Annotated in this window: 12 protein-coding genes and 1 tRNA gene; 7 read left to right on the forward strand and 6 right to left on the reverse strand. The window is 38.8% G+C overall.

The features are described from left to right. The first annotated feature begins 85 nt into the window (after positions 1–85). Together BW727_RS01030 and nagA are read left to right on the forward strand one after the other, a co-directional pair. Entirely contained in the window at positions 86–1120 is a 1035-nt protein-coding gene (locus tag BW727_RS01030) for a GMP reductase (RefSeq protein WP_062468010.1), read from the forward strand. Positions 1121–1229: 109 nt separating this feature from the next. Then, positions 1230–2378 (forward strand): N-acetylglucosamine-6-phosphate deacetylase, encoded by a 1149-nt coding sequence (gene nagA, locus BW727_RS01035; RefSeq protein ID WP_062468012.1) that lies wholly within the window; start codon positions 1230–1232, stop codon positions 2376–2378. Between the two features lie 398 nt (positions 2379–2776). Here nagA and BW727_RS01040 read toward each other — a convergent pair. The 4 genes from BW727_RS01040 to BW727_RS01055 form a co-directional block, all read right to left on the reverse strand. After that, a tRNA-Arg gene (locus BW727_RS01040) sits at positions 2777–2849 on the reverse strand. 61 nt (positions 2850–2910) lie between these two features. Continuing rightward, positions 2911–3168, reverse strand: coding sequence for a hypothetical protein (locus BW727_RS01045; protein ID WP_062468014.1), 258 nt, complete (start codon positions 3166–3168; stop codon positions 2911–2913). A 31-nt stretch (positions 3169–3199) separates the two neighbouring features. After that, the gene (locus BW727_RS01050) at positions 3200–3577 is read right to left on the reverse strand and encodes a RidA family protein (RefSeq protein ID WP_062468016.1); all 378 of its coding nucleotides are present in this window, start codon (positions 3575–3577) and stop codon (positions 3200–3202) included. A gap of 109 nt (positions 3578–3686) precedes the next feature. After that, positions 3687–4247 carry a DUF937 domain-containing protein gene (locus BW727_RS01055; protein ID WP_062468018.1) on the reverse strand — a complete coding sequence of 187 codons (561 nt, stop codon included), beginning with the start codon at positions 4245–4247 and terminating at the stop codon, positions 3687–3689. Positions 4248–4384: 137 nt separating this feature from the next. Here BW727_RS01055 and BW727_RS01060 point away from each other — a divergent pair, with 137 nt between their 5' ends. From BW727_RS01060 to BW727_RS01075, 4 genes are all read left to right on the forward strand, one after another. After that, positions 4385–4876: a PH domain-containing protein gene (locus BW727_RS01060; protein ID WP_062468021.1), complete on the forward strand. Its 492-nt coding sequence runs from the start codon at positions 4385–4387 to the stop codon at positions 4874–4876. Continuing rightward, positions 4869–6302 carry a PH domain-containing protein gene (locus BW727_RS01065; protein WP_062468022.1) on the forward strand — a complete coding sequence of 478 codons (1434 nt, stop codon included), beginning with the start codon at positions 4869–4871 and terminating at the stop codon, positions 6300–6302. Before BW727_RS01060 ends, BW727_RS01065 begins: the two co-directional genes overlap by 8 nt. 144 nt (positions 6303–6446) lie before the next feature. Next, positions 6447–8564, forward strand: coding sequence for an alpha-galactosidase (locus tag BW727_RS01070; protein ID WP_217994407.1), 2118 nt, complete (start codon positions 6447–6449; stop codon positions 8562–8564). 71 nt (positions 8565–8635) lie between these two features. Further along, entirely contained in the window at positions 8636–9001 is a 366-nt protein-coding gene (locus tag BW727_RS01075) for a hypothetical protein (RefSeq protein WP_149025704.1), read from the forward strand. 14 nt (positions 9002–9015) lie between these two features. On the opposite strand, the gene BW727_RS01080 is transcribed toward BW727_RS01075, so the two are convergent. Then, complete coding sequence (locus BW727_RS01080; protein ID WP_062468029.1) at positions 9016–9714, reverse strand: class A sortase; 699 nt, start codon at positions 9712–9714, stop codon at positions 9016–9018. Beyond that, complete coding sequence (locus BW727_RS01085) at positions 9711–11261, reverse strand: helix-turn-helix domain-containing protein (protein WP_062468031.1); 1551 nt, start codon at positions 11259–11261, stop codon at positions 9711–9713. The genes BW727_RS01080 and BW727_RS01085 overlap by 4 nt, the downstream gene beginning before the upstream one ends. Before the next feature lie 193 nt (positions 11262–11454). Between BW727_RS01085 and BW727_RS10515 the strand changes: the two genes are divergently transcribed. Continuing rightward, entirely contained in the window at positions 11455–21033 is a 9579-nt protein-coding gene (locus tag BW727_RS10515; protein WP_062468033.1) for a Spy0128 family protein, read from the forward strand. Positions 21034–21403 lie beyond the last annotated feature (370 nt).

Here is a 21403-nt window from a genome sequence, read left to right on the forward strand (position 1 = left end):
TAAAGCTTATCCAAGCTTTAATGTTCGCTTCTTGTGTCTGTGTAAAGCCAAAAAGGTGCACTAACAGAAAGGAATTTAATAAAAAATGAAAATATTTGATTACGAAGACGTTCAGTTAATACCCAATAAGAGTATTGTACAGAGCCGTTCAGAATGCGACACCTCAGTAGAATTTGGTGGACGTCGTTTTAAGATGCCCATCGTTCCAGCAAATATGCAAACGATTCTCGATGAATCCTTAGCTGAGCAACTCGCTGCCAATGGTTACTTCTATATTATGCATCGTTTTGATGAGGCGGCACGTCTGCCATTTATACAAAGCATGCACGAAAAAGATTTATTTGCTTCCATTAGTTTAGGTATTAAGGAAACGGAATTTGATTTTGTTCGTGAATTAGTAGAAAAGAATGCGATTCCTGAATACACAACGATTGATGTGGCACATGGCCATTCGGATCAAGTCATTAAAATGATTAAACACGTAAAAGAAATTATGCCCGAAACTTTCTTGATTGCCGGTAATGTTGGTACCCCAGAAGGTGTTCGTGAACTTGAAAATGCCGGAGCAGATGCCACAAAAGTTGGAATTGGCCCTGGTAAAGTATGTACCACTAAAATTAAAACCGGTTTTGGTACCGGTGGCTGGCAACTGTCAGCAGTTAGCTGGTGTTCAAAGGCAGCTCGAAAACCAATGATTGCGGACGGTGGTGTTCGAACAAACGGTGACATTGCAAAATCGGTTCGTTTCGGTGCTAGCATGGTTATGATTGGTTCACTCTTTGCCGGTCACGATGAATCACCAGGTGGCATTAAAGAAATCAACGGGCAAAAATATAAAGAATACTTCGGTAGTGCCTCTGAATATCAAAAAGGCGAACGTAAAAACGTCGAAGGTAAACGCATTTTAACGCCTTACCATGGTCCTTTGATGGATACTTTAACTGAAATGCAACAAGACCTACAGTCATCCATTTCTTATGCAGGTGGTAAAGATGTTGCGGCTATTCGTAAGTGTGATTACGTTTTAGTGAAGAACTCTATCTATAACGGAGATAGCTCCAATCAAACGATTATCGAAGCCGGTCGTTCAACTTACGGCGAAGGCGACACAATTTTATAACCATTTCCGGCTGAGACTTTTGTCTCAGCTTTTTCTATGTCAATTCCCTTTAATATTAAGGCAATTTGATATAAAATGGAGATATATCAAAGAAAAGAAGGCGAAATAGTTGAAAAAATTTATTTATGCAGATCTTTTTTACCTACCAGAAGGGGTCCAAGGACCAGGTTATTTAGAAATTAAAGATGGAAAATTCGGAGCTTTTACCAATGAAAAACCAGAAGGCGATATCATCGATTACACCGGCAAACAAATTGCACCGGGGCTTGTTGATACGCATATCCACGGTTTTAAAGGGCACGATGTCATGGATAATGATGTTGAAGGCTTGAATGTTATCGCAGAAGGGATCTTGCAAGGGGGCGTTACCTCTTTCTTACCAACAACCTTAACAGCCTCAACGCAAGAATTGAATGATGTGTGCCAAACAATTGGTGAGCATGCGGAACAAATTAAAGGGGCTAAAATTCAAGGGATTTTCTTGGAAGGGCCGTTCTTCAGTGAGACCTACAAAGGTGCACAAAACCCTAAATATATGGGAGATCCAGCAATTGATAAGTTGGCTAAGTGGCAAGAACTAGCACAAGGGTATGTGAAGAAAATTGCTCTGGCACCAGAACGAGATGGTGCAGTAGAGTTTATTGAATATGCGAAAGAAAATGATATTTATACAGCTATTGCTCATACCGATGCAACTTACGATCAATGTAAGGAAGCGGTTGATCATGGCGCGAATATTTTTGTCCATACCTTTAACGGTATGCGTGGACTTCACCACCGCGAACCAGGAGTAGTAGGGGCAGCGATGAGTTTGAAAGACGCTTTTTCAGAACTTATTTGTGACGGTCACCACGTTCATCCTGTTTCTGCAGGAATTGTTATGGATGCGCATGGACGCGATAAAACCATGTTCGTAACTGATTGTATGCGTGGTGGTGGCTTAGGCGAAGGCGACTCCATGCTAGGAGAATTTGAAGTAACCATTAAAGATGGTGCAGCCCGTTTGAAATCAAACGGTAGTTTAGCAGGTAGTGTCTTGGAATTAATCGATGCCGTTCGTAATGTTGTAGAGTGGGGAATCGCTACGCCAGAAGAAGCCATTCAAATGGCAAGTATTGTTCCAGCTAAGAGTGTAGGGATTGACGATCGTTGTGGTCAAATTAAAGCGGACTATTCAGCTGATTTTATTGTTCTGGATGACAAGTTGAACCTAGAAGCGACTTATTTGGATGGAAAAGTAGCTTATCAAGCGGAATAGACAGAAATTCAGCTATTATGTTGACAACATTTTTATTAAGTAGCTAATATATGAATAGTTTTATTCTCATTATTTTTTAATAATCGTAAAATCGATTGCATATAACAAAGGGTTTTCAATTAATTGATAGCCAATTGACTCATATTAATAACAATTAAACTAACATTTTCATAAAACGTCTTATTTGTAAGAACTTGAAAAATAGCTTAAAATAGAAAGACAACAGAAAGACATAAAACCGGTAGTAACCGAGTAGTGGAACACCTTGCTTTTTCAAATGAATAGATGTTCCTCGCAAGTTAGCTTAACCTCTTTCATAAGTGTTAAAATCGTTCCCTACCGGTGCTTTTTATAAAAAAAGAGTCTGCAGCCTTTGCTGCAGACTCTTTTCCTCGTTACGGTCCCGAGAGGGATTGAACCTCCGACACCTCGTTTAGGAAACGAGTGCTCTATCCACTGAGCTACGGAACCAAATCCACCTAATTATTTCATTAAAGTAAAAAAAAGTCCAGCAGAATTTTCTGCTGGGCTTTTATGCTTCTAAATCTTCGACTCGTTGTTCAAGTTCTAAAATCGTTTCTTTCATCTCTTGGACTTCGTTATCTAATTGCTGAAAGCTACTTGGATCAATCGTTTCACTTGGTGCATCGTTGAATTCTTGGAAAAGATAGGTCAACCCAAAAATAAGCACGATTCCTATAAAGATATAAAGCCACGTTCGTTTAGGAGATTCGTTTTCAGGTTTGGGCTTCATATATTCAAGCCGCTCTTTGGCCGTCTTTTTTTCCACTATTTCTCACCAAACTTTCTCATCCAAAAAATCACTTCTTAGCGACAATTTCAATTTCAACTTCAGCGCCTAGTGGCAACTCTAAAACTGCTACACAGGTGCGTGCCGGATAAGGTGCTTGAAAGAGTGTTTTATAAACTTCATTCATTGCATCAAAGTTCTTCATAGTTGTTAAATAAACATTTACTTTAACCACATCTTCCGAAGTGACATCCGCTTCTGCCATCACCTTAAATAAATTATTAAAACATTGTTCCGTTTGAGCAGCGATATTACCGGTCAAATCGGGACCGTCAATGGTGTTCATAGCGGTTTGTCCTGAAAAATAAACAAATTCCCCTGCATCCACAGCGTGAGAGTAAGGACCTGATGCTGCGACACCTTCTGCGTTATAGACTTTTCTTACCATTCTACATTCCTCCTTTAATGATTATCTATTAGTATACCTGAAATAGGCTTAGAATAATTTATTAAAGACATCATCTAAAATGCCGGTCTTGCGGTCTGAGTCATTTTTTTTAATCAGGAGAGCTTAAACCACCTAACAAAGATTTTAAAATACCACCATGACTCGAATCAGCCATCGTTTGGGTAACCGAATCGGCAATACTGGATGTTTCTTTTTGAAGCTGTTGCTTGTCTAAGTTTTTACTCTTTTTTTGGTCAGCAAGGTATTTCAAGACAACTGGCGCTAATAAGACTAATACCCGTTTAACGGCAGCTGGTGACATGCCGACTGAATCCGCAATTCGATCAATAATTGAGTCTTTATCCTTAAAAACATGACCCAGAATCTTGTCGCCTTCTTGTGGATCAACGTTTTGCGACAGTTCTTCAACCGATTGATATTTTTGTACATCTTGATGTTGGTCTAAGGCATTATTCAATGAGTCTAACCCCGCTTCATCTTGCGAGTTACGTTGAATCCCTTTTAATATAGCTGGTAGTCCTAGCGAAGCGACTTTTCCAAAGTCAAATGAACTCACATCAGCACGATTAGCCAGGTTTTTCGTTTCTGGTGTTTTTTTATCATCTACAAATAAACTCACTAGATTACTTACATTATCAAATAGTCCCATAATATCTCCTCTTTCTTAGTTAGTTCTGAATTCATTTTATTGGTTTACTAGGAGATAGACAACTAAAAACCCTTGCTACTAATCCCTGACTTTTGGTATTGTTAAGCAAGTGAAACAGATAACGAAGGAGGAAAATAATGGAATACCCCTTACTACCTAAGCAAATGCCGGAGACGATTCAGTCGGTCTGGCGTAAAACAGCTCTTTTAACAACAATGACTTTTATTTTAATTGGCATTGCTTTTACTGGTTTTTTAGTGTGGTTGGATGCACTAGAAGGTCTTTGGTTTTGGTTGATTGTCGGTTATTTTGGACTCGTTGCGATTGGACTGGCAATATCTTTAGCACTGGTTCCTTACCGCTACCACTATTACCGCTTTGAGGTGACACCAGAAGATTTGGCCTTTCAAAAAGGTTTTATTTTCCGTTCTATTACTTATGTTCCCATGAACCGGATTCAACATGTGGAAACCGAACAAGGGCCCTTTTTGCGGAAGGAAGGTTTGATGGAAATTGTTATCCATACCGCGGCAACGAGTCATCGAATTGCTGGGTTAAAGATAGATGAAGCAATGACCTTGCGGGAACAAATTGTTGCTTTAGTGAAGGTGGCGAAAGAAGATGTCTGAACGTCAACACTTCCATCCCATGGCCATCGCTATTTATTGGCTTCAGTTACTGCGTGCCTGGCTCTTTTATATCGTAATTATTATTATTAACGGTGGAATTAAAGAAAGATTCGGTATGATTACGCTCTTAGTTATCTTTATTTTTTCTTTTGTCTTAGCCATGATTCGCTACAAAACCCGCTCTTACACCATCAACGCGGATAAAATTGTGATTTATCATGGTGTCTTTCGAAAAAAAGAAACCGATATTCCCTATGAACGCATTCAAACGATTAAACAGCGCCAATGGTTTTTCCTTAAACCCTTCAATCTCATTCAGATTTTGATTGAAACAGCAGGGGGAAATAAAGCGACTGCGGAGGGGAGCTTGCCCGCAGTGGATGCTGGGGTTCTTGAAACTTTGGAAAATTTCCGTTATGGGAGAGGGCAAGGAGAAAGCGACCAAGAAGTAGACACAACGGGTCAAGAATCCACCAATCGCTATCGTGTTACAGATGGACAGATTGTTTTATATGGGATAACCGATTTAAGTATTTTAGCGAGTCTAGCCGCTCTAGTAGCCTTTGCGACGGAGATGATTCCTGATTCTTGGTTTACAAGGGTAACTACTACGGCTGAAAATCTCTACCGCTTAGGTTGGATTGTCTTTTTAGGTGCGGCCTTTGTCCTATTAATCTTATTGATTTTGATTTCTTTAGCAAAGAACTTTATTCAATTTTATAATTTTACGGTTTCACGAACCAATCAGACGCTAACGATTGAAAGTGGGCTCTTCGAACGGAAGGTTCAAAAAATTCCTACCAACAAAATTCAAGGCATCCGCATTCGCCAACAAGTCTTACGCAAACTCTTTAAAATTTCATCGGTAGAAATTATTTTAGCCGGAGGACAAGAAACCACAGGAGAAAATAATGTTCCTAAAAAGTTATATATTTTACCGATTGTGCCGGATCAGCTGCTCTATCCCACCTTGGCGCGTCTCATTCCCGAGTGGGAGATTCATGAACCAGAAATGACCTTCGCTTCTTATTCTTCGATTTGGTATTTCTGGCGCTGGCACTTGTTATGGCTACCGGTCTTGGTGGCAGGATTTATATGGAATCCCTTTGTTGGAATAGCACTAGTTCTCTGGATTGGTTTTTTATTTTTTTACTCTTGGCTCGATTATCGTTACCAAGGTTACGCTATCCAGACCCAAACAAGGGTATGCATTCAAAACTACCAAGCCTTAACTAAGGTGCAAACCTTTATCGAACGCCCAAAAATTCAAGCCTTTTCCAATCATGCCAGTAAGTGGCTCTACAATAAGAAATTAGGTCACAGTCGACTCACCTTAAAAACCGGATTAGGTTCTGAAACCATTGGTCTGAAGTTTATTAAGCGAGAAGATCAAGAGACACTCAAAGACTTTTATTTATCGCGTTAAAAAGGCAAGGTTCTGATTTAAAAAGAACCTTGCTCTTTACTCGAAACCGTTGTAAGCGTATGCAAAAAAAATATGAAATGAGGCATCATTGTGGCAATTGTCTATTCAGAAAACACCCAAACCTTTCATCTACAAAATGACCAGATGAGCTACGTTATTGGTCTAAAGGAAGGGCGTTATTTAACCCATCATTATTGGGGGAAGAAGTTAGAAAATATCCATTCAGAACCCGATTACCAACAAGAAAGTCCGTCTTTTTATGCCAATCCCAATGAAAAAACAGTTCAACCTTTTTCTTTAGGAACCCTTTTACAAGAATTTCCCGGGACGGACACCGGTGACCATCGGGAAGCAGCTTATACTTATACCGATAAAGATGGCTACCGTGCCAATCAACTTATCTATAAAAGTTACCAAATCATCCCAGGGAAAAAAGAATTGGCCGGTTTACCGCACACCTATGTGACCGATCCCGGGCAAGCCGAAACACTAGAACTTACCCTAAACGATTCAATAACTGGGATGGAAGTGATCTTATCCTATACCATTTTCCAAAACCTTTCAGTCATCACACGTTCGGTCGTTTTCACCAACACCAGTCAAGCACCGCTTCGTCTGGACCGTGTATTAAGTATGAATGTAGACTTTGATGAGTCGGATTTTGAGCTGATTCAATTACCTGGTGCTTGGGCGAGAGAACGAGAAATTGTGCGCTCACCCCTTGTGCGCGGAATCCATAAAATCGATAGTAAGCGTGGTACGACGAGCCATACTTATCAACCTTTCTTAGCTCTAGCTAGACCAGACACAAGAGAAGAAGCGGGCGAGGTCTATGCCTTCCATTTCGTTTACAGCGGCGAATTTGTAGCGCACGTGGAAGTGGACACCTATGCTCAAACGCGTGTTCAAATGGGAATCAACCCTGAGCATTTCGAGTGGACACTGCACCCTCAAGAAACCTTCCAAACACCAGAAGTGGTGATGGTCTATAGTGATCAAGGCTTAAATAATATGTCACACCAGTTCCATCGTCTTTACCAAGATCATTTGATTCGTGGCCAACACCAATACCAAGAACGTCCGGTTCTAATTAATAACTGGGAAGGAACCTACTTTGATTTTACGGAAGAGAAAATATTAGCCATGGCAGATCAGGCAGCTGAGGTAGGAGTAGAGCTCTTTGTTCTGGATGATGGCTGGTTTGGAGAGCGTAATAACGATGACTCTTCGCTAGGAGATTGGTTTGTGAATGCACCAAAATTACCCAATGGTTTAAAAGCTTTGAGTCAGGCTATTCATGAAAAAGGCATGAAATTTGGTCTTTGGTTTGAACCGGAAATGATTTCGGAAAACAGTGAGCTCTACCGGGCGCACCCCGATTGGGCCATTCAGACACCAAATCGACCGCCTTCTCGCGGACGGGATCAGTTGATTTTAGATTTCAGTCGCAAAGAAGTTCGGGATAACATCCTAAATCAGATGAAAGCCATATTGGATGAGGTTCCCATTGATTATATAAAATGGGACTACAATCGCAACATGACTGAACTCATGAAAGGTGAAAATACCCACCGTTATATGTTAGGTCTCTATGAATTGATGAAAGATTTGGTTACCACTTATCCGAATATTTTATTTGAAAGCTGTTCGGGTGGTGGGGGACGTTTTGATCCGGGTATGCTCTATTATATGCCACAAACCTGGACTAGTGACAATACCGATGCGCCATCCCGCTTAGAAATTCAATACGGAACCAGTTTGATTATGCCGACTTCTTCCATGGGAGCACACGTTTCCGCTATACCTAATCATCAAGTGAACCGCATGACTAGTCTCGAGATGCGCGGACACGTAGCCATGTCTGGGAATTTAGGTTATGAACTGGATATTACGACGCTTTCTGAAACAGAAAAGAAGCAAGTTAAAGATCAAATTATTTTTTATAAAAGCCACCGCAAACTTATCCAATTTGGTGATTTTTACCGGATTTTAAGTCCCTTTAATAAGAAAGAAGAAACAGCTTGGATTGTAGTGGCGCCGGATAAGAGCGAAGCCATCTACAGTTACTTCCAAATTCGAGATCAAGCTAATAAAGCTAATAAACGGGTTAAATTGCTGGGATTGGATCCGAAGCGTCGTTATCAGTCCGATGATGGGATGATACTAGGCGGAGATGAGTGGATGTACCGCGGATTTTATATTCAACCACATTTATTTGGTGATTACCAAAGCAAGCAACTTTATCTCAAAGTAGTTGATTAAAGCAGCCTAACTCATTAAACTAGAGTTAAGACAAGAATCCAACTCTAAAAGATGAAAGAAGCGTGCTGAGTATGAAAAAGAGAATAATGTTCTCCTTAATGGGCTTATTATTTCTGACTGCTTGTGGGAATACAAGTGACACACCAGAAATGGAATCAAGTGCGGTCAACATGAATCAAGAAGAGGTTTTATACCAAGGAATGGTTGCGGAAGTTTTGGAAAATGGTCTCTTAGTTTCAGAATTAAACCCAATTGACCGCGAAGATGCGGCGGGATTTTCTGAAGTCATTTTATTAATGGAAGACACATCTGCTTATTCCGATTTACAAGTCGATGATTTAGTTGAAGTGACCTTGATAGCAAATGCGCCGACAACCATGTCGATTCCCCCACAAATTCCAGGCAATGCGATTATTAAAATAGAAGCAGTAAAATAAATACCAAAAAGCAGTTACTCCGATAAGGGAGCAGCTGCTTTTTCTACGTCAAGAATATCTAATAAATCGTCTGATGCGTTTTCGAACGACACGACCTCTTTTAAATGCCCCTGAGAAACCCAGCGATTTAAAATGTCATCGCTACAGGTAATTAAGGTCAGTAGTTTTTCCCCAGGAACTTCGGCAATCACATCCACACGGTCCGGACTAACCATTTCAACAGTGTCCACTTGATAGATATAAATATCCTTTAAATCTGTTAAATAAACCAAATCTCCAGCTGACATATACTGTAAATCCGAAAACAAGATACCAGTTTTAGCATAGTTATGGCTCACTAGGGAATAATTAGCTTGGCCAAGTTCTTGTGTAGGCGTCATCGTGCCAGCCCCCGCTACTAAATTTTCTTCGGCCAAACCATTCAAAATAGGTAGTTGCAGTTTCAATGACGGAATCGTTAACCCACCAATAACAGGTAAGTCTGTTCGTTTTTGGTGGCTTTCTACGACGGATTCCCAAGTTACTGGTCTCGTTTGATCAAAGTCAAATTGAGCCGAACGTTGCTTATTTTCTTCAAAAATCTCTGTCGTGTATATGTCAATTGGATTAGCAACCGCTACTTGTTTGATCAAATGGGTTTGAATCGGATTTTTTAATAAAAAAACCATACCAATAAAAATGAGTATTAAAGAAAGATGTTTCCTTTTTTTCACTCGATTTGAAACTCCTTTCTTTTAGATAGTTGAGAGAGGATCTTTTGTTTTCGGTTTTCTTTTTTAATTTGGCTCACTTCATTAATCAGTTTCTCAAAATTATTAAAGGAGCCCGTCATATTATAGGGATAGAGAAAGAAAATGGGTTGCGGAATCTCTATATTCAAGCTAACACTCGTAATTAAAATATCGAAATTTAAATGAGATAAATCTGCTGCACAGATATCAGGATGCTCTAATTTTTTAAAAGAAATAAACTTATTAAATTTAGATTCCAGAATATCAATAATAAATTTTGTGTAACTAGTATGTTGATGGCTATAAACTAACACATCTAATGATTGAATAGAAAGGTTGAGGTCATAATATAAGTCGGGCCATTTAGATAAAAAAACAAATAATAATTTTTCGATTATAGCATCATTTAAGTAAAGGTTCTGTTTTTTTAGTATATGGATAAATTTTTTTTTAGCAATTTCATAAAAAATTGGGAACTTTTCTCTGAAAGTGGTCAGTAAAAATGCACTTTGTGAATCGAATAAAAAAAAGTTTCGATAACTGGCTGGGATAGGATACAAAGAATAAAGTTCCAAGATGTTATTTAGTTCAAAGATGAGATAGGTATGATCTCTTTTGGGAATTTGAAATATCTCCGTCAAAAATGTTATCGTTTCTAAAAAGTCATGATAACGTCGAGCTGCTACCGGGTTAGATTGGATGCGTTCTTTTAAAAAAGGCAAAGAAAAATAGAATTTCCAATTAATGATTTGGCTAAAATAAATCGTTAATTCTTCATGTGAAAGATTTAAACGTTGACTTATTTCTTTCGACTCTAGCATAAAAGCAGAATATTGACTCTGTCTCGTTTCAGTACTTTCTATAAAAACTTCTTCTATAAAATAACCTTTCTTAGCACGACTAATTTCAACGGCATGTCGAAAACGGAATTTGTGAAATTCATAGAGATTATCGCTCAATTCATGGTAATCGATGACGGAGTTAATACAACTGGTAAGAAATTTACGCGAAACATCAGGGAAAGGCCATTCATTAATGTTATAGGCCTCTGCGAAGTAAGTCGCATAGAAATTACGAATAAGCATCTCATTCCCAACCACTTTAAAAGGTTGGGAGCTGAGGTCTAACCCGTATTCATTTAAAGCTAAACGTACCTTAGCAATCAGCCGGCATAAAGTAGCGGAGCTTGTAAAGAGGAGTTCCGCTAATTCATCGTCATAATAGGTCTCATTAAAAAAAATGAGTTCCAACAAATTAAAACCAGGGGATGTTTTATAGAGTTGTCTTTGGAAATAATCCATCCCGACGTGAAAAGGAAGGTTTAAGCTAATTCCATTTGGAGAAGACTTAATTTCTCCACCAAGATCATTAATGGTAATTTTTAATTCATTTAAGTCGTATTGAACGGTACGAACTGAGGAAGAAGTTTCCTTTGCTAAAAAAGCAATGGTTACTGGTTCATTCGCTTGAAATAAATAGCTTAGAATTTTAAACTTTCGTTTATCTTTATCTGATATTAGTGAAAACATAGATGAATTCATCCCTTATCACATTATTTATTTTCTTGTGATTATAATAACATATCGTAATAGGGATATAAAATATTTTGAGAAGTGCATACCTGTAGGCAAAAAATGATTATAACTTACTGTCCGTAATTGATAACATGAAGAAGTATATTCCAAAACCGAACTATTAGTTAGAAAATGGAGGAGTCAATTAATGAAACGAAAGTTTAGTGTTGTGATGGTTATTATGTTACTCATGCAAACATTTTTGAATACATTAGGAGTCGTAGTAGAGGCGGCTACAAATGATATGGGAGAAGTTTCTTCTATATTATCTTCAAACGTGAATTACGTGGATCAAGCAGGTAACCAGATTAATGTAACTGATTATTCAGGAGAACTAGAAGCAAAAGTTACTTGGTCTATTGAAGGTCAAGAGGTTCTGACCGGTCAAACCGAAGAATTGCAGTTAGATGAACAAGTTATCTATGAAGAAGTAGAGGGTGAAGTCTTAACGTCGAATAATCTGATTGTTGGGACCTATGAGATGACACAAGCGGGACACTTATCAGTTTTGTTTAATGATGACAGTCAAGGGGATTTACAAGCAGCAGGTGTCATTACCTTAAAGGGGTATGTACCCGAAGTAGATGAGGGCCAAGCAGAAGAGGAATCCGAAATAGAGTTGGAAGTTGAAGAATCAGAAGAGATAGAGTCGAAAGAAAAAGAAGTAGAAGCGGAGTCTTCAGAAGTTATCATTCCAGAAGAAGCAGTGGAACAACCAACTGTATTTGCACTTATTAAACAAAATTTATTAACCGATGTTTTTTTAAGCTTTATTAATAATGACGGTGTTAAAACTGAAATTATTAATGGTAGCAACATAGAAGTTGACGTCGATACATTAAATAGTGCTGAATTGAGATTTGAGTTACAACGGCCCAATGATTTGATCATTTCAAGCGGTGATACCTACACTATTGATCTTCCCGATTTTATATTAGCTTCTACAAAAGGAAGCCAACCAATCATTATTGAAGACGGTGTTGAAGTGGCCTCTTTTATTATTGAAAACGGGCAAGTTATCATTACCTTTAATGAACGTGTTGAAGAATTTGATAATTTCGAGGCATTTATTACTCTAACCGGTGAATTTGACAAAACAATTTTTGAAACAGAAGAAGAGGTAGAAATAGAGATTCCTTATGGCGAAGAAGAAACCTTCCAAGTCGTTGTCAAACCCAAACGTGAGCAATACCAAGGAACGGATAAAAAAGAAGCTGGAAAACCCTATACTATCAATGAGGACGGTAGTAAAAAGGAGACCACTCATAATCCAACTCACCTTGATTGGACTGTCCGCGCAAACGATAGCGGTGCGACTTATCAGTCAGCAACCATTATTGATGATTTAGGAGAAAATCTAGAGATTATTGAGGATAGTTTCCAAGTTTACAAAATTATTAGAAATTATAAAAATGAAGAAGTATCAAGAGAGCTTGTTGAAATTGCTCCAACCATCACCGCGAGTGGGTTCGAATTAGCCCTAGGAAATGTATCGAATGCTTATGATATTTCTTATTCAACGCGTTTGATTCGTCCCGATGGTGGCGGTAAACGAACAGTAAACAATAAAGCCCGCATTATTTTAGATGGTAAGGAAACCAAAATAAGTGACAGTATTAACGCAACTTGGTCAGGTGACATCCTAACCATCACAAAAAAAGGGAATGTCCCAAGTAATCGTAAAGATATTATTAAATGGCAAGTCGCTTATAACTATGGTAAAGAAAATTTAGGAACGGTTACCCTAACGGACCAGTTAAATAAAGGTGAAGTCATAGCTGATAGTGTCTTGATTTACCAAGTTGAAACCGATAAAGACGGAACGATCATTTCACAAAGTGACACACCCCTTGCATTGGTGCCGGTTGTTGATGCAGATGGAAATATGACCTTCCCTGGTTTGGACGCTAATGGTAAAGCCTACTTAATAACCTTTGATTCAAGTGTTGCAGCTGGCTTGAACGAAGAGATAACCAATGAAATTTCTGATAATTTAGGTAACGAAGCTGAGGATTCTGTTCTAGTCAACACCATTCCGAATGCTAAAAAATCAGGTAATCAGAAAATTGACAAAAATGGAAATCCTTATATCGAATGGACTATCACCATAAATAGTGAGAAAGTTGATGTTTCGGAAATTATGTTAACCGATCAGTTTAATTCTGATTACCTCTCATTTGATGCATCCGACACCAGTTCTTATGAGTTGAAGCGCGATGGTAATAAAGTTAATAGTCGTTATTTCACGATTGAAAATAATGATAAGGGTGGGTTTGATCTTACGATAACTGAAGCCGGACCACATGAATATCACTTCGTTTATAGAACCCCTTATACATTAGAAGGAATGAAAGAAGCACAATTGGCTAATCATGCGGAAGTGACCTTCAAAAATAAAGAAGGCGGTACAATTGGGCAAGGAAATAAGATCGATGCAACAGTTAAAGGACCAAAAGCAGGTATTAGTAAATCAGGTAAATATGTACTAGAAGCACAAGGACGACAAGTAATTGAATGGACTATTGAATTCAATAAAAGTAAACTTTTGCTTGAGAATCCATATATAACTGATACCTTTACAAGTGAAAATTATGAATTTATCGATGGTTCGCTAGAGGTATACAAAAATAATCAAAAAGATAACAATTATGAATTCACACTAAATAGCGACGGAAATGGTTTCATCATTGTAATTAATGAAACTACTAATGCTACTTACCGAGTCGTTTATCGAACCAGTGCAGATGATAAAAAAAATACCGAACAAAAAAATAAAGCACTCTTGACCTGGCAAGGTGGCAAGGAAGAAGCAAACGCCTCTGTTAGCAAACGTGACCCAGGAATAAGTAAGTCAGGGAATGTTAAAACAGATGCAGATGGGAATAAAACGATTGATTGGAGCATAGACTTCAACCTTAAAAAACATGTCTTTACGAATGGTATTAAACTAACTGATACGCTTTCGCCAGGTAGTTCAACTATTTCCAACATTCAAGTTTACCGAGATGGCAACCTTCTACCAGCAGATGCCTATATGTTAGAAGGACCAACAAATGGTGTCTTTACGATTGAGCTAGCCAAACTTGATGCAGTCCCATATCGTGTAATCTATACGTCCACCTTGTCGCCAACTGAAGAAATGACTGCAGTAAAAAATACTGCAAACATAACTTATACAGGTGGTAACCAAGTAGCAACTAAGGAAATACCAAATCCTAAGATTCAAGTTGAAAAAGCTGCTCTTAACCTTAATAAAGAGCCAGAAAAACCACTAATTACGTGGCAAATAAGAGCCAATACAGATTCCAAAAACCATTTTGTCAATTTAGTAGATGCGATTTTGGCAGATACGATTCCAGGAGACCAAGCTTTAATTGAAAACTCTATTAAGGTTATCCGTGAAAATGATAAAAAAGACGTCACGGCTGGATTAACGATTACAACGAGCAAACAAGATTTCCAAATTGGACTACCAGATGGTCCTTATACCTACGTGGTAACCTTTGATACAGAAATATTGGAATATCCATCTTTTGATGGGAAAGAATTAGATAAGTACAACAATGCCACAACACTAACCAATCAAACGAAAAATGATAGTTTGAAGTCATCTGCTAATGCAGCGGCGTCGATTCGTTACTTCAAAGACGGCACTAATAATAATACTGCTAAAACCGGTAGCCAAAATGAGGAAACAGAAAATATTGATTGGCAAGTGAAGGTTAACCCGCTGGGATTAACCATTAAAAACACAAAAATAAAAGACCAACTAAATGATCGCCATACTTATATTCAAGAATCATTAACGGTAAAAGATAGTAAAGGCAAGGTGTTAGCAAAAGATGCCTATACCGTTTCCTTTGCCGACGACAACCGTAGTTTCGAGTTAATGATTGGGAACGGTACGATTAATGAATCCTACCAAATTACCTATTCCACACGTTTGAATCCAGAATTAATTGGGTTCCAAACAGTCACAAATAGAATCTCCTTACTAGGTGGTCAAGAAGGAAAAGTAATTGAAGTGAAAGAAAGTACCACACGCTCACAACAATGGTTTTACGGTGGTGGTGGGAGTGGAACCAAGGTTAAATTCGATCTTAAGAAACAAGATAGTCAAGGAAAAGCCATTGAAGAGGTGACCTTTAAATTAGACAAACAAGAATTTAACGGCTCCACAACAAATCTTGGCACAATCCAAACAGATCAAAATGGTTACTACCAATCCGAAGAGATTCGGGCAGGACGTTACGTCCTAACAGAAGAATCTGCACCAAAAGCTTATGCGGTTTCAACACAACCGATTTACTTCATGATTGGGTATGCCAAAGGATCTAAAACAGAATTTACGGTAACTCTCACCGATTCTAGTTGGAAACCAAAGACATATAATCAAGTAGCTGCAGAGAAAAATATCTTAACGGTTACTAATAATGTCAAAGTCGGATCCGTCACAGCAGAAAAAAATTGGGCTGACAAAAAAGCACAAACAAAATATCCAAACACTTGGTTTAAACTCTTCCGCCAAGAACCAGGCGGCAAAGTGGAAGCTGTACCAAATGCTCCTATTAAGAAACTAAACGGGATATCTGCAAAAGAACAAGTGGTTTGGGACAAAATTGATTTGTATTCTCCAAGTCGTCAAGAATATACATTCTCTGTAAGAGAAGTAGATGCAGAGGGAAATGATTTTGTACCAACAGGTTATGTAAAAGAAGAAAAAGACTTAACCGTAACCAACTTACCGCTAGAAGCACTGACCATTCAAGCAAACAAGAAAATAACTGGGCGTGACTTACGTGATGGTGAATTCTTGTTTGAGTTAAAAGATGCAGCAGGCAAATCGATTGCCCAAGCGCGTAATAATAAAAAGGGAGATATTACCTTTACGACTGGATTAACTGCTGAGCAAGTTGCCACACTTCAAAAAGACGGGCGTATCGAAATTCCTTATACCCTTTCTGAAACAAAGCAAGAAATTGGTGGAGTGAGTTTTGATGAAACGATCTACCGTGTGAATGTGACGGTTTCAATTGACTCCAAGAAGGGAACTCTGGTGACCGACTTTACTTATCCAGATGGGCAACCAGTCTTTACAAATATTTACCAAACTCAAGCAGGTAAACAAACTCTTGAGGCTCGTAAACGCTTAGAGGGTCAAGCGATAGAAGCAAATCAGTTCTCCTTTGAATTGCTGGATGAAGAGGGCAACATTCTTCAAACTGTTCAAAATAAAGCAGATGGTCATGTGGTATTTGAAGAATTAACTTATACCAAGCCAGGCGACTACACCTATACCATTCGAGAAGTCCTCGGGGAACAAGGTGGGATGATCTATGATGATGCGACCTATGGTGTACGAGTCACTGTCGTTGACGATGGAGAAGGAAAATTACTGACAGAAGCCATTTACCAAGATGGACCCGCAAGCTTTACAAATAAATATGCTTCTGCACCTGGTGACTTAGTTTTAGAAGCAAGCAAAATTTTAACTGGTCAAGAACTAACCGCTGAGCAATTCAGCTTTGAATTGTTAGATGACCAAGGAGAGGTTCTCCAAACCGTTCAAAATAATGGCAATGGCCAAGTTATCTTTGATGCCTTGCATTATGATCAAACAGGTGAATTTGATTATCGTATCCGTGAGGTGAAAGGCCAACAAGGCGGCATGACCTACGATACACGTGAATTCGCAGTTAAAGTCATTGTTCAAGATAACCGTCAAGGGCAATTAATTGCGGAAGCTGTGTATACGGATGGACCGGCAGTCTTTAAAAATGACTACCAAGCAGCTCCTGATCGGGCAGTTATTGAAGCCAAAAAAATTCTCGAAGGACAACAATTAGTAGCGGATCAATTCGCATTTGAATTAGTCGATGCTAAGGGAGATGTTCTTCAAACGAAATACAATAATGAAAATGGTCAAGTCATCTTTGATGAATTAACCTATGACAAAACGGGTGAATTTACCTATACCATTCGTGAAGTAAAAGGGAGCCAAGGTGGCGTGACCTATGATCCGACCAATTATCAAGTGGTTGTCGTGGTAACTGATGATGGTCAAGGGCAACTAACCGCTACTGTTAATTATAGTGATGGTCCGGCTGTCTTCACTAATATTTATGTGCCGGCACCAGACAAACGTGTCTTTACCGCTGAAAAAATACTCCTAGGTCAAGAGCTAGTCACAGGGCAATTCACCTTTGAACTCGTGGATAATCAAGGACGGATTTTACAAACGGTTAAAAATAACGGTGAGGGTCAAGTGATTTTTGATGAAATAACTTATGACCAAACAGGTGAATTTGACTACACGATTCGTGAAGTTAAGGGCAACCAAGGTGGTATGACCTATGATGGACGGATATTCAACTTCCATGTTGTGATTACCGATAATGGTCAGGGTCAACTAGAATCAACACTTGTATCGGTAGACGGTCCGGCTGTCTTTACCAATACTTATACAGCGGCACCAGACAGCGTAGTTCTTGAAGCAGAGAAAGTATTAAAAGGTCAAGAATTGAGAGCCGGTCAATTTAGCTTTGAACTCTTAGATAAAGAAGGAAAAGTTTTACAGACTGTTTCAAACAATGCCAATGGTCAAGTGATTTTTGAAGAGATGACTTACCAAAAAATAGGGACGCACGACTACGTGATTCGTGAAGTCAAAGGGAGCCAAGGTGGAGTCGTTTATGATGCAACTACTTACGCGGCACGTGTCATTGTTACGGATGACGGACAAGGTCAATTAGTCGCCCGTGTTGACTACGAACAAGGTCCCGCAGTCTTTACAAACACTTATTCCACAGCACCTGACAGCGTCGTAATTGAAGCAGAAAAAATGTTGCACGGTCAAAAATTGGTCAACGGCCAATTTAGTTTTGAATTAGTGGATCAAGCAGGTTCTGTTCTTCAAACTGTAACCAATAACGCCAACGGCCAAGTGATTTTTGATGAAATTACCTATGAAAAAACAGGTGAATATAACTACACAATTCGTGAAGTCAAAGGCAACCAAGGTGGCGTGGCTTACGACGAAGTAAAGTATCCAGTCAATGTATCAGTTGTTGATGATGGCCAAGGTCAATTAGTCGCAACACTCAATTATTTAGATGGTCCCGCAGTCTTTACGAATACTTACACTGCAGCACCTGATCATATCGTGTTGGAAGCTGAAAAAGTATTAGAAGGTCAAAAAATTAGAAATAGCCAGTTTAGCTTTGAACTTCTCGATGAAGAGGAAACCGTTCTTCAGACAGTGAAAAATGATGCGAATGGTCAAATTGTTTTCGAAGAAATGACTTATGAAGAAGTAGGCGTTCACAACTACTTCATTCGTGAAGTTAAAGGGAGCCAAGGTGGTGTAACTTACGACGAATCGGTTTACCAAGCGATTGTCTCCGTTGTAGATGATGGTGAAGGAAAACTTATCGCAAATGTTACCTATCCAGATGGCCCCGCTGTTTTTGAAAATACTTACGTATCAAAACCAGATCAAGTTACGATTGAAGCAACAAAAAGATTAGAAGGTCAAAAACTTGCCAATGGGCAGTTCACTTTTGAATTAATTGATGAAGAAGGACTTGTCCTTCAAACAGCAGAAAACAATCAGAATGGGCAAGTTATTTTTGATGAATTGACTTACCAAACAGTTGGTAACCATTCGTATACTATCCGTGAAGTTAAAGGGATACAAGGTGGCGTGGCTTATGATGAAACAGTTTATCAAGCGATTGTCTCCGTTGTAGATAATGGTGAAGGACAACTCATCGCAAATGTTACGTATCCAGATGGCCCGGCTGCCTTTAAGAATACCTATGTAGCCGCACCAGATCGTGCTGTTTTCCAAGCAGAGAAAGTTCTGCATGGTCAAAAGTTGGTCAATGGTCAGTTTACCTTTGAATTAGTAGATGAAAAGGATAACGTTCTTCAAACCGTAACTAATGATGTCAACGGTCAAGTCATTTTCAATCAACGAACCTATGAAGAAACTGGTGACTATAGCTACACCATTCGTGAAGTGAAGGGTAGTCAAGGCGGTATGACTTATGATGAAAAGACTTATCGCGTCAATGTTTCAGTTACCGATGATGGTCAAGGTCAGTTAGTAACTTCAGTTACGTACCTAGACGGTCCAGCTGTTTTCAAGAATAGCTATCAAGCAGAGCCTGACAGTGTCGTTCTTGAAGCAGAGAAAACTTTAAAAGATCAGGAGTTGAGAGATAAACAGTTCAGCTTTGAACTTCTTGATGAAGAGGGCAGTGTGCTACAAACTGCAACAAATAAGGCTAGTGGTCAAGTGATTTTCGACCAATTAGTCTACGAAAAAACGGGTAACTATCATTACACCATTCGCGAAGTGAAGGGTAACCAAGGTGGGATGACTTACGATGAAACAACTTATCCAGTTCATGTTTCCGTTAGTGACGATGGTGAAGGTAAGTTAGTCGCAACCGTTGTTTATCCCGATGGTCCAGTCGTTTTTGAAAATAAATATACGTCAGCGCCAGACAGCGTGGTTTTTGAAGCAGAAAAAGTTCTACACGGTCAAGAAATTGTGAAGAATCAATTTGCTTTTGAATTGGTAGATGAAGAAGGTCACCTCCTTCAAACGACAACCAACAATGCCAACGGTCAAATTATTTTCGATCAACTGACTTATGAAAAAGTTGGAAGCTATAGCTACATGATTCGTGAAGTTAAAGGGGATCAAGGTGGGGTCAATTATGATGAGGCGACTTATCGGGTTACGGTCTCTGTCGACGATGACGGCCAAGGCCAACTCGTCGCAACAGTTAATTACCTAGATGGTCCTGCTGTATTTGAAAATACCTACCAATCAAATCCAGATAGTGTCATATTAGAAGCTCAAAAACTCCTTCATGGTCAAGAACTCAAAAATAATCAGTTTACTTTTGAACTCTTAGATGAAGAAGGAAATATTCTTCAAACAAAGAAAAACAATGATCAAGGGCAAGTGATTTTTGAAGCTCTAACCTTTGAAGAAGTGGGTAGTTACGATTACATCATCCGTGAAGTTAAAGGCAGTCAAGATGGCATCACTTATGACGAGACGACTTACCCAGTAACCGTATCGGTTGTAGATGATGGCGAAGGACAACTCCTTGCAGCAGCTGAATATACAGAAGGATCCGCTGTTTTTGAAAATATCTATGAGTCAGCACCAGACAGCGTGGTTTTCGAAGCAGAGAAAATCCTTCACGGTCAAAAACTAGTTAATGGGCAATTTAGTTTTGAATTACTGGATGAAGCGGGTAAACTTCTTCAAACAGTAACGAATAATACAAATGGTCAAATTATCTTTAATGAACTTACCTTCGATGAGATAGGGGATTATACATTCTTGATCCGGGAAGGAAGAGGAAATCAAGAAGGGATTACATATGATGATACAGAATATGCTATTCAGATTTCTGTAACCGATGATGGTCAGGGAAACTTGGTAGCAAAAATAAAAGACGCGCAAGAACTCGTCTTTAATAATACCTACCACGCACCAACAATTCCTACAGAACCTGACAAAGAAGAACCGCCAAATGATGGTACCACACCTTCTGAACCTGAAAAGAAGAATCCAGAAAAAGAAGGAACTTTACCATTTGCCGGTATAGAAGATAATACGCTTCTCTTTACTACAATTGGTTTACTATTAATTGGTTCAGGATTGTTTGTATTCTTCAATGGAAAACGAAAAGAAGATAATTAGTTAGAATTAAATAAGCATGGAGTGAGCACATACTCATTCCATGCTTATTTGATTTGCCTACAAGAGAGAACGTAACTATAGCAAATATAGTAAAAAATCTCATGTTATTACTGATAGGTCTAGCTTTATTCCATTAGGTAGAATAGAGAGTAGATAAGAAGGGGATAACTATCCTAGCCATGAAGCTATTAATTTCTGTCGCCGCTATAAAGAGTACAGTGCAATGTTTGCTGAAAAAGATTTAAGATTATTTGAACTTCAACTGCATGGAGCTGAAGGTTTCCTTTAGAAGATGAAACAGAACCGGATGAAGAGGGGTTTAACATTGACTAACTCGGAGAAGAGTTAGAAATACTTTACCAAGGCACAG

The organism is Jeotgalibaca dankookensis, from assembly GCF_002005405.1.
GTDB lineage: Bacteria > Bacillota > Bacilli > Lactobacillales > Aerococcaceae > Jeotgalibaca > Jeotgalibaca dankookensis.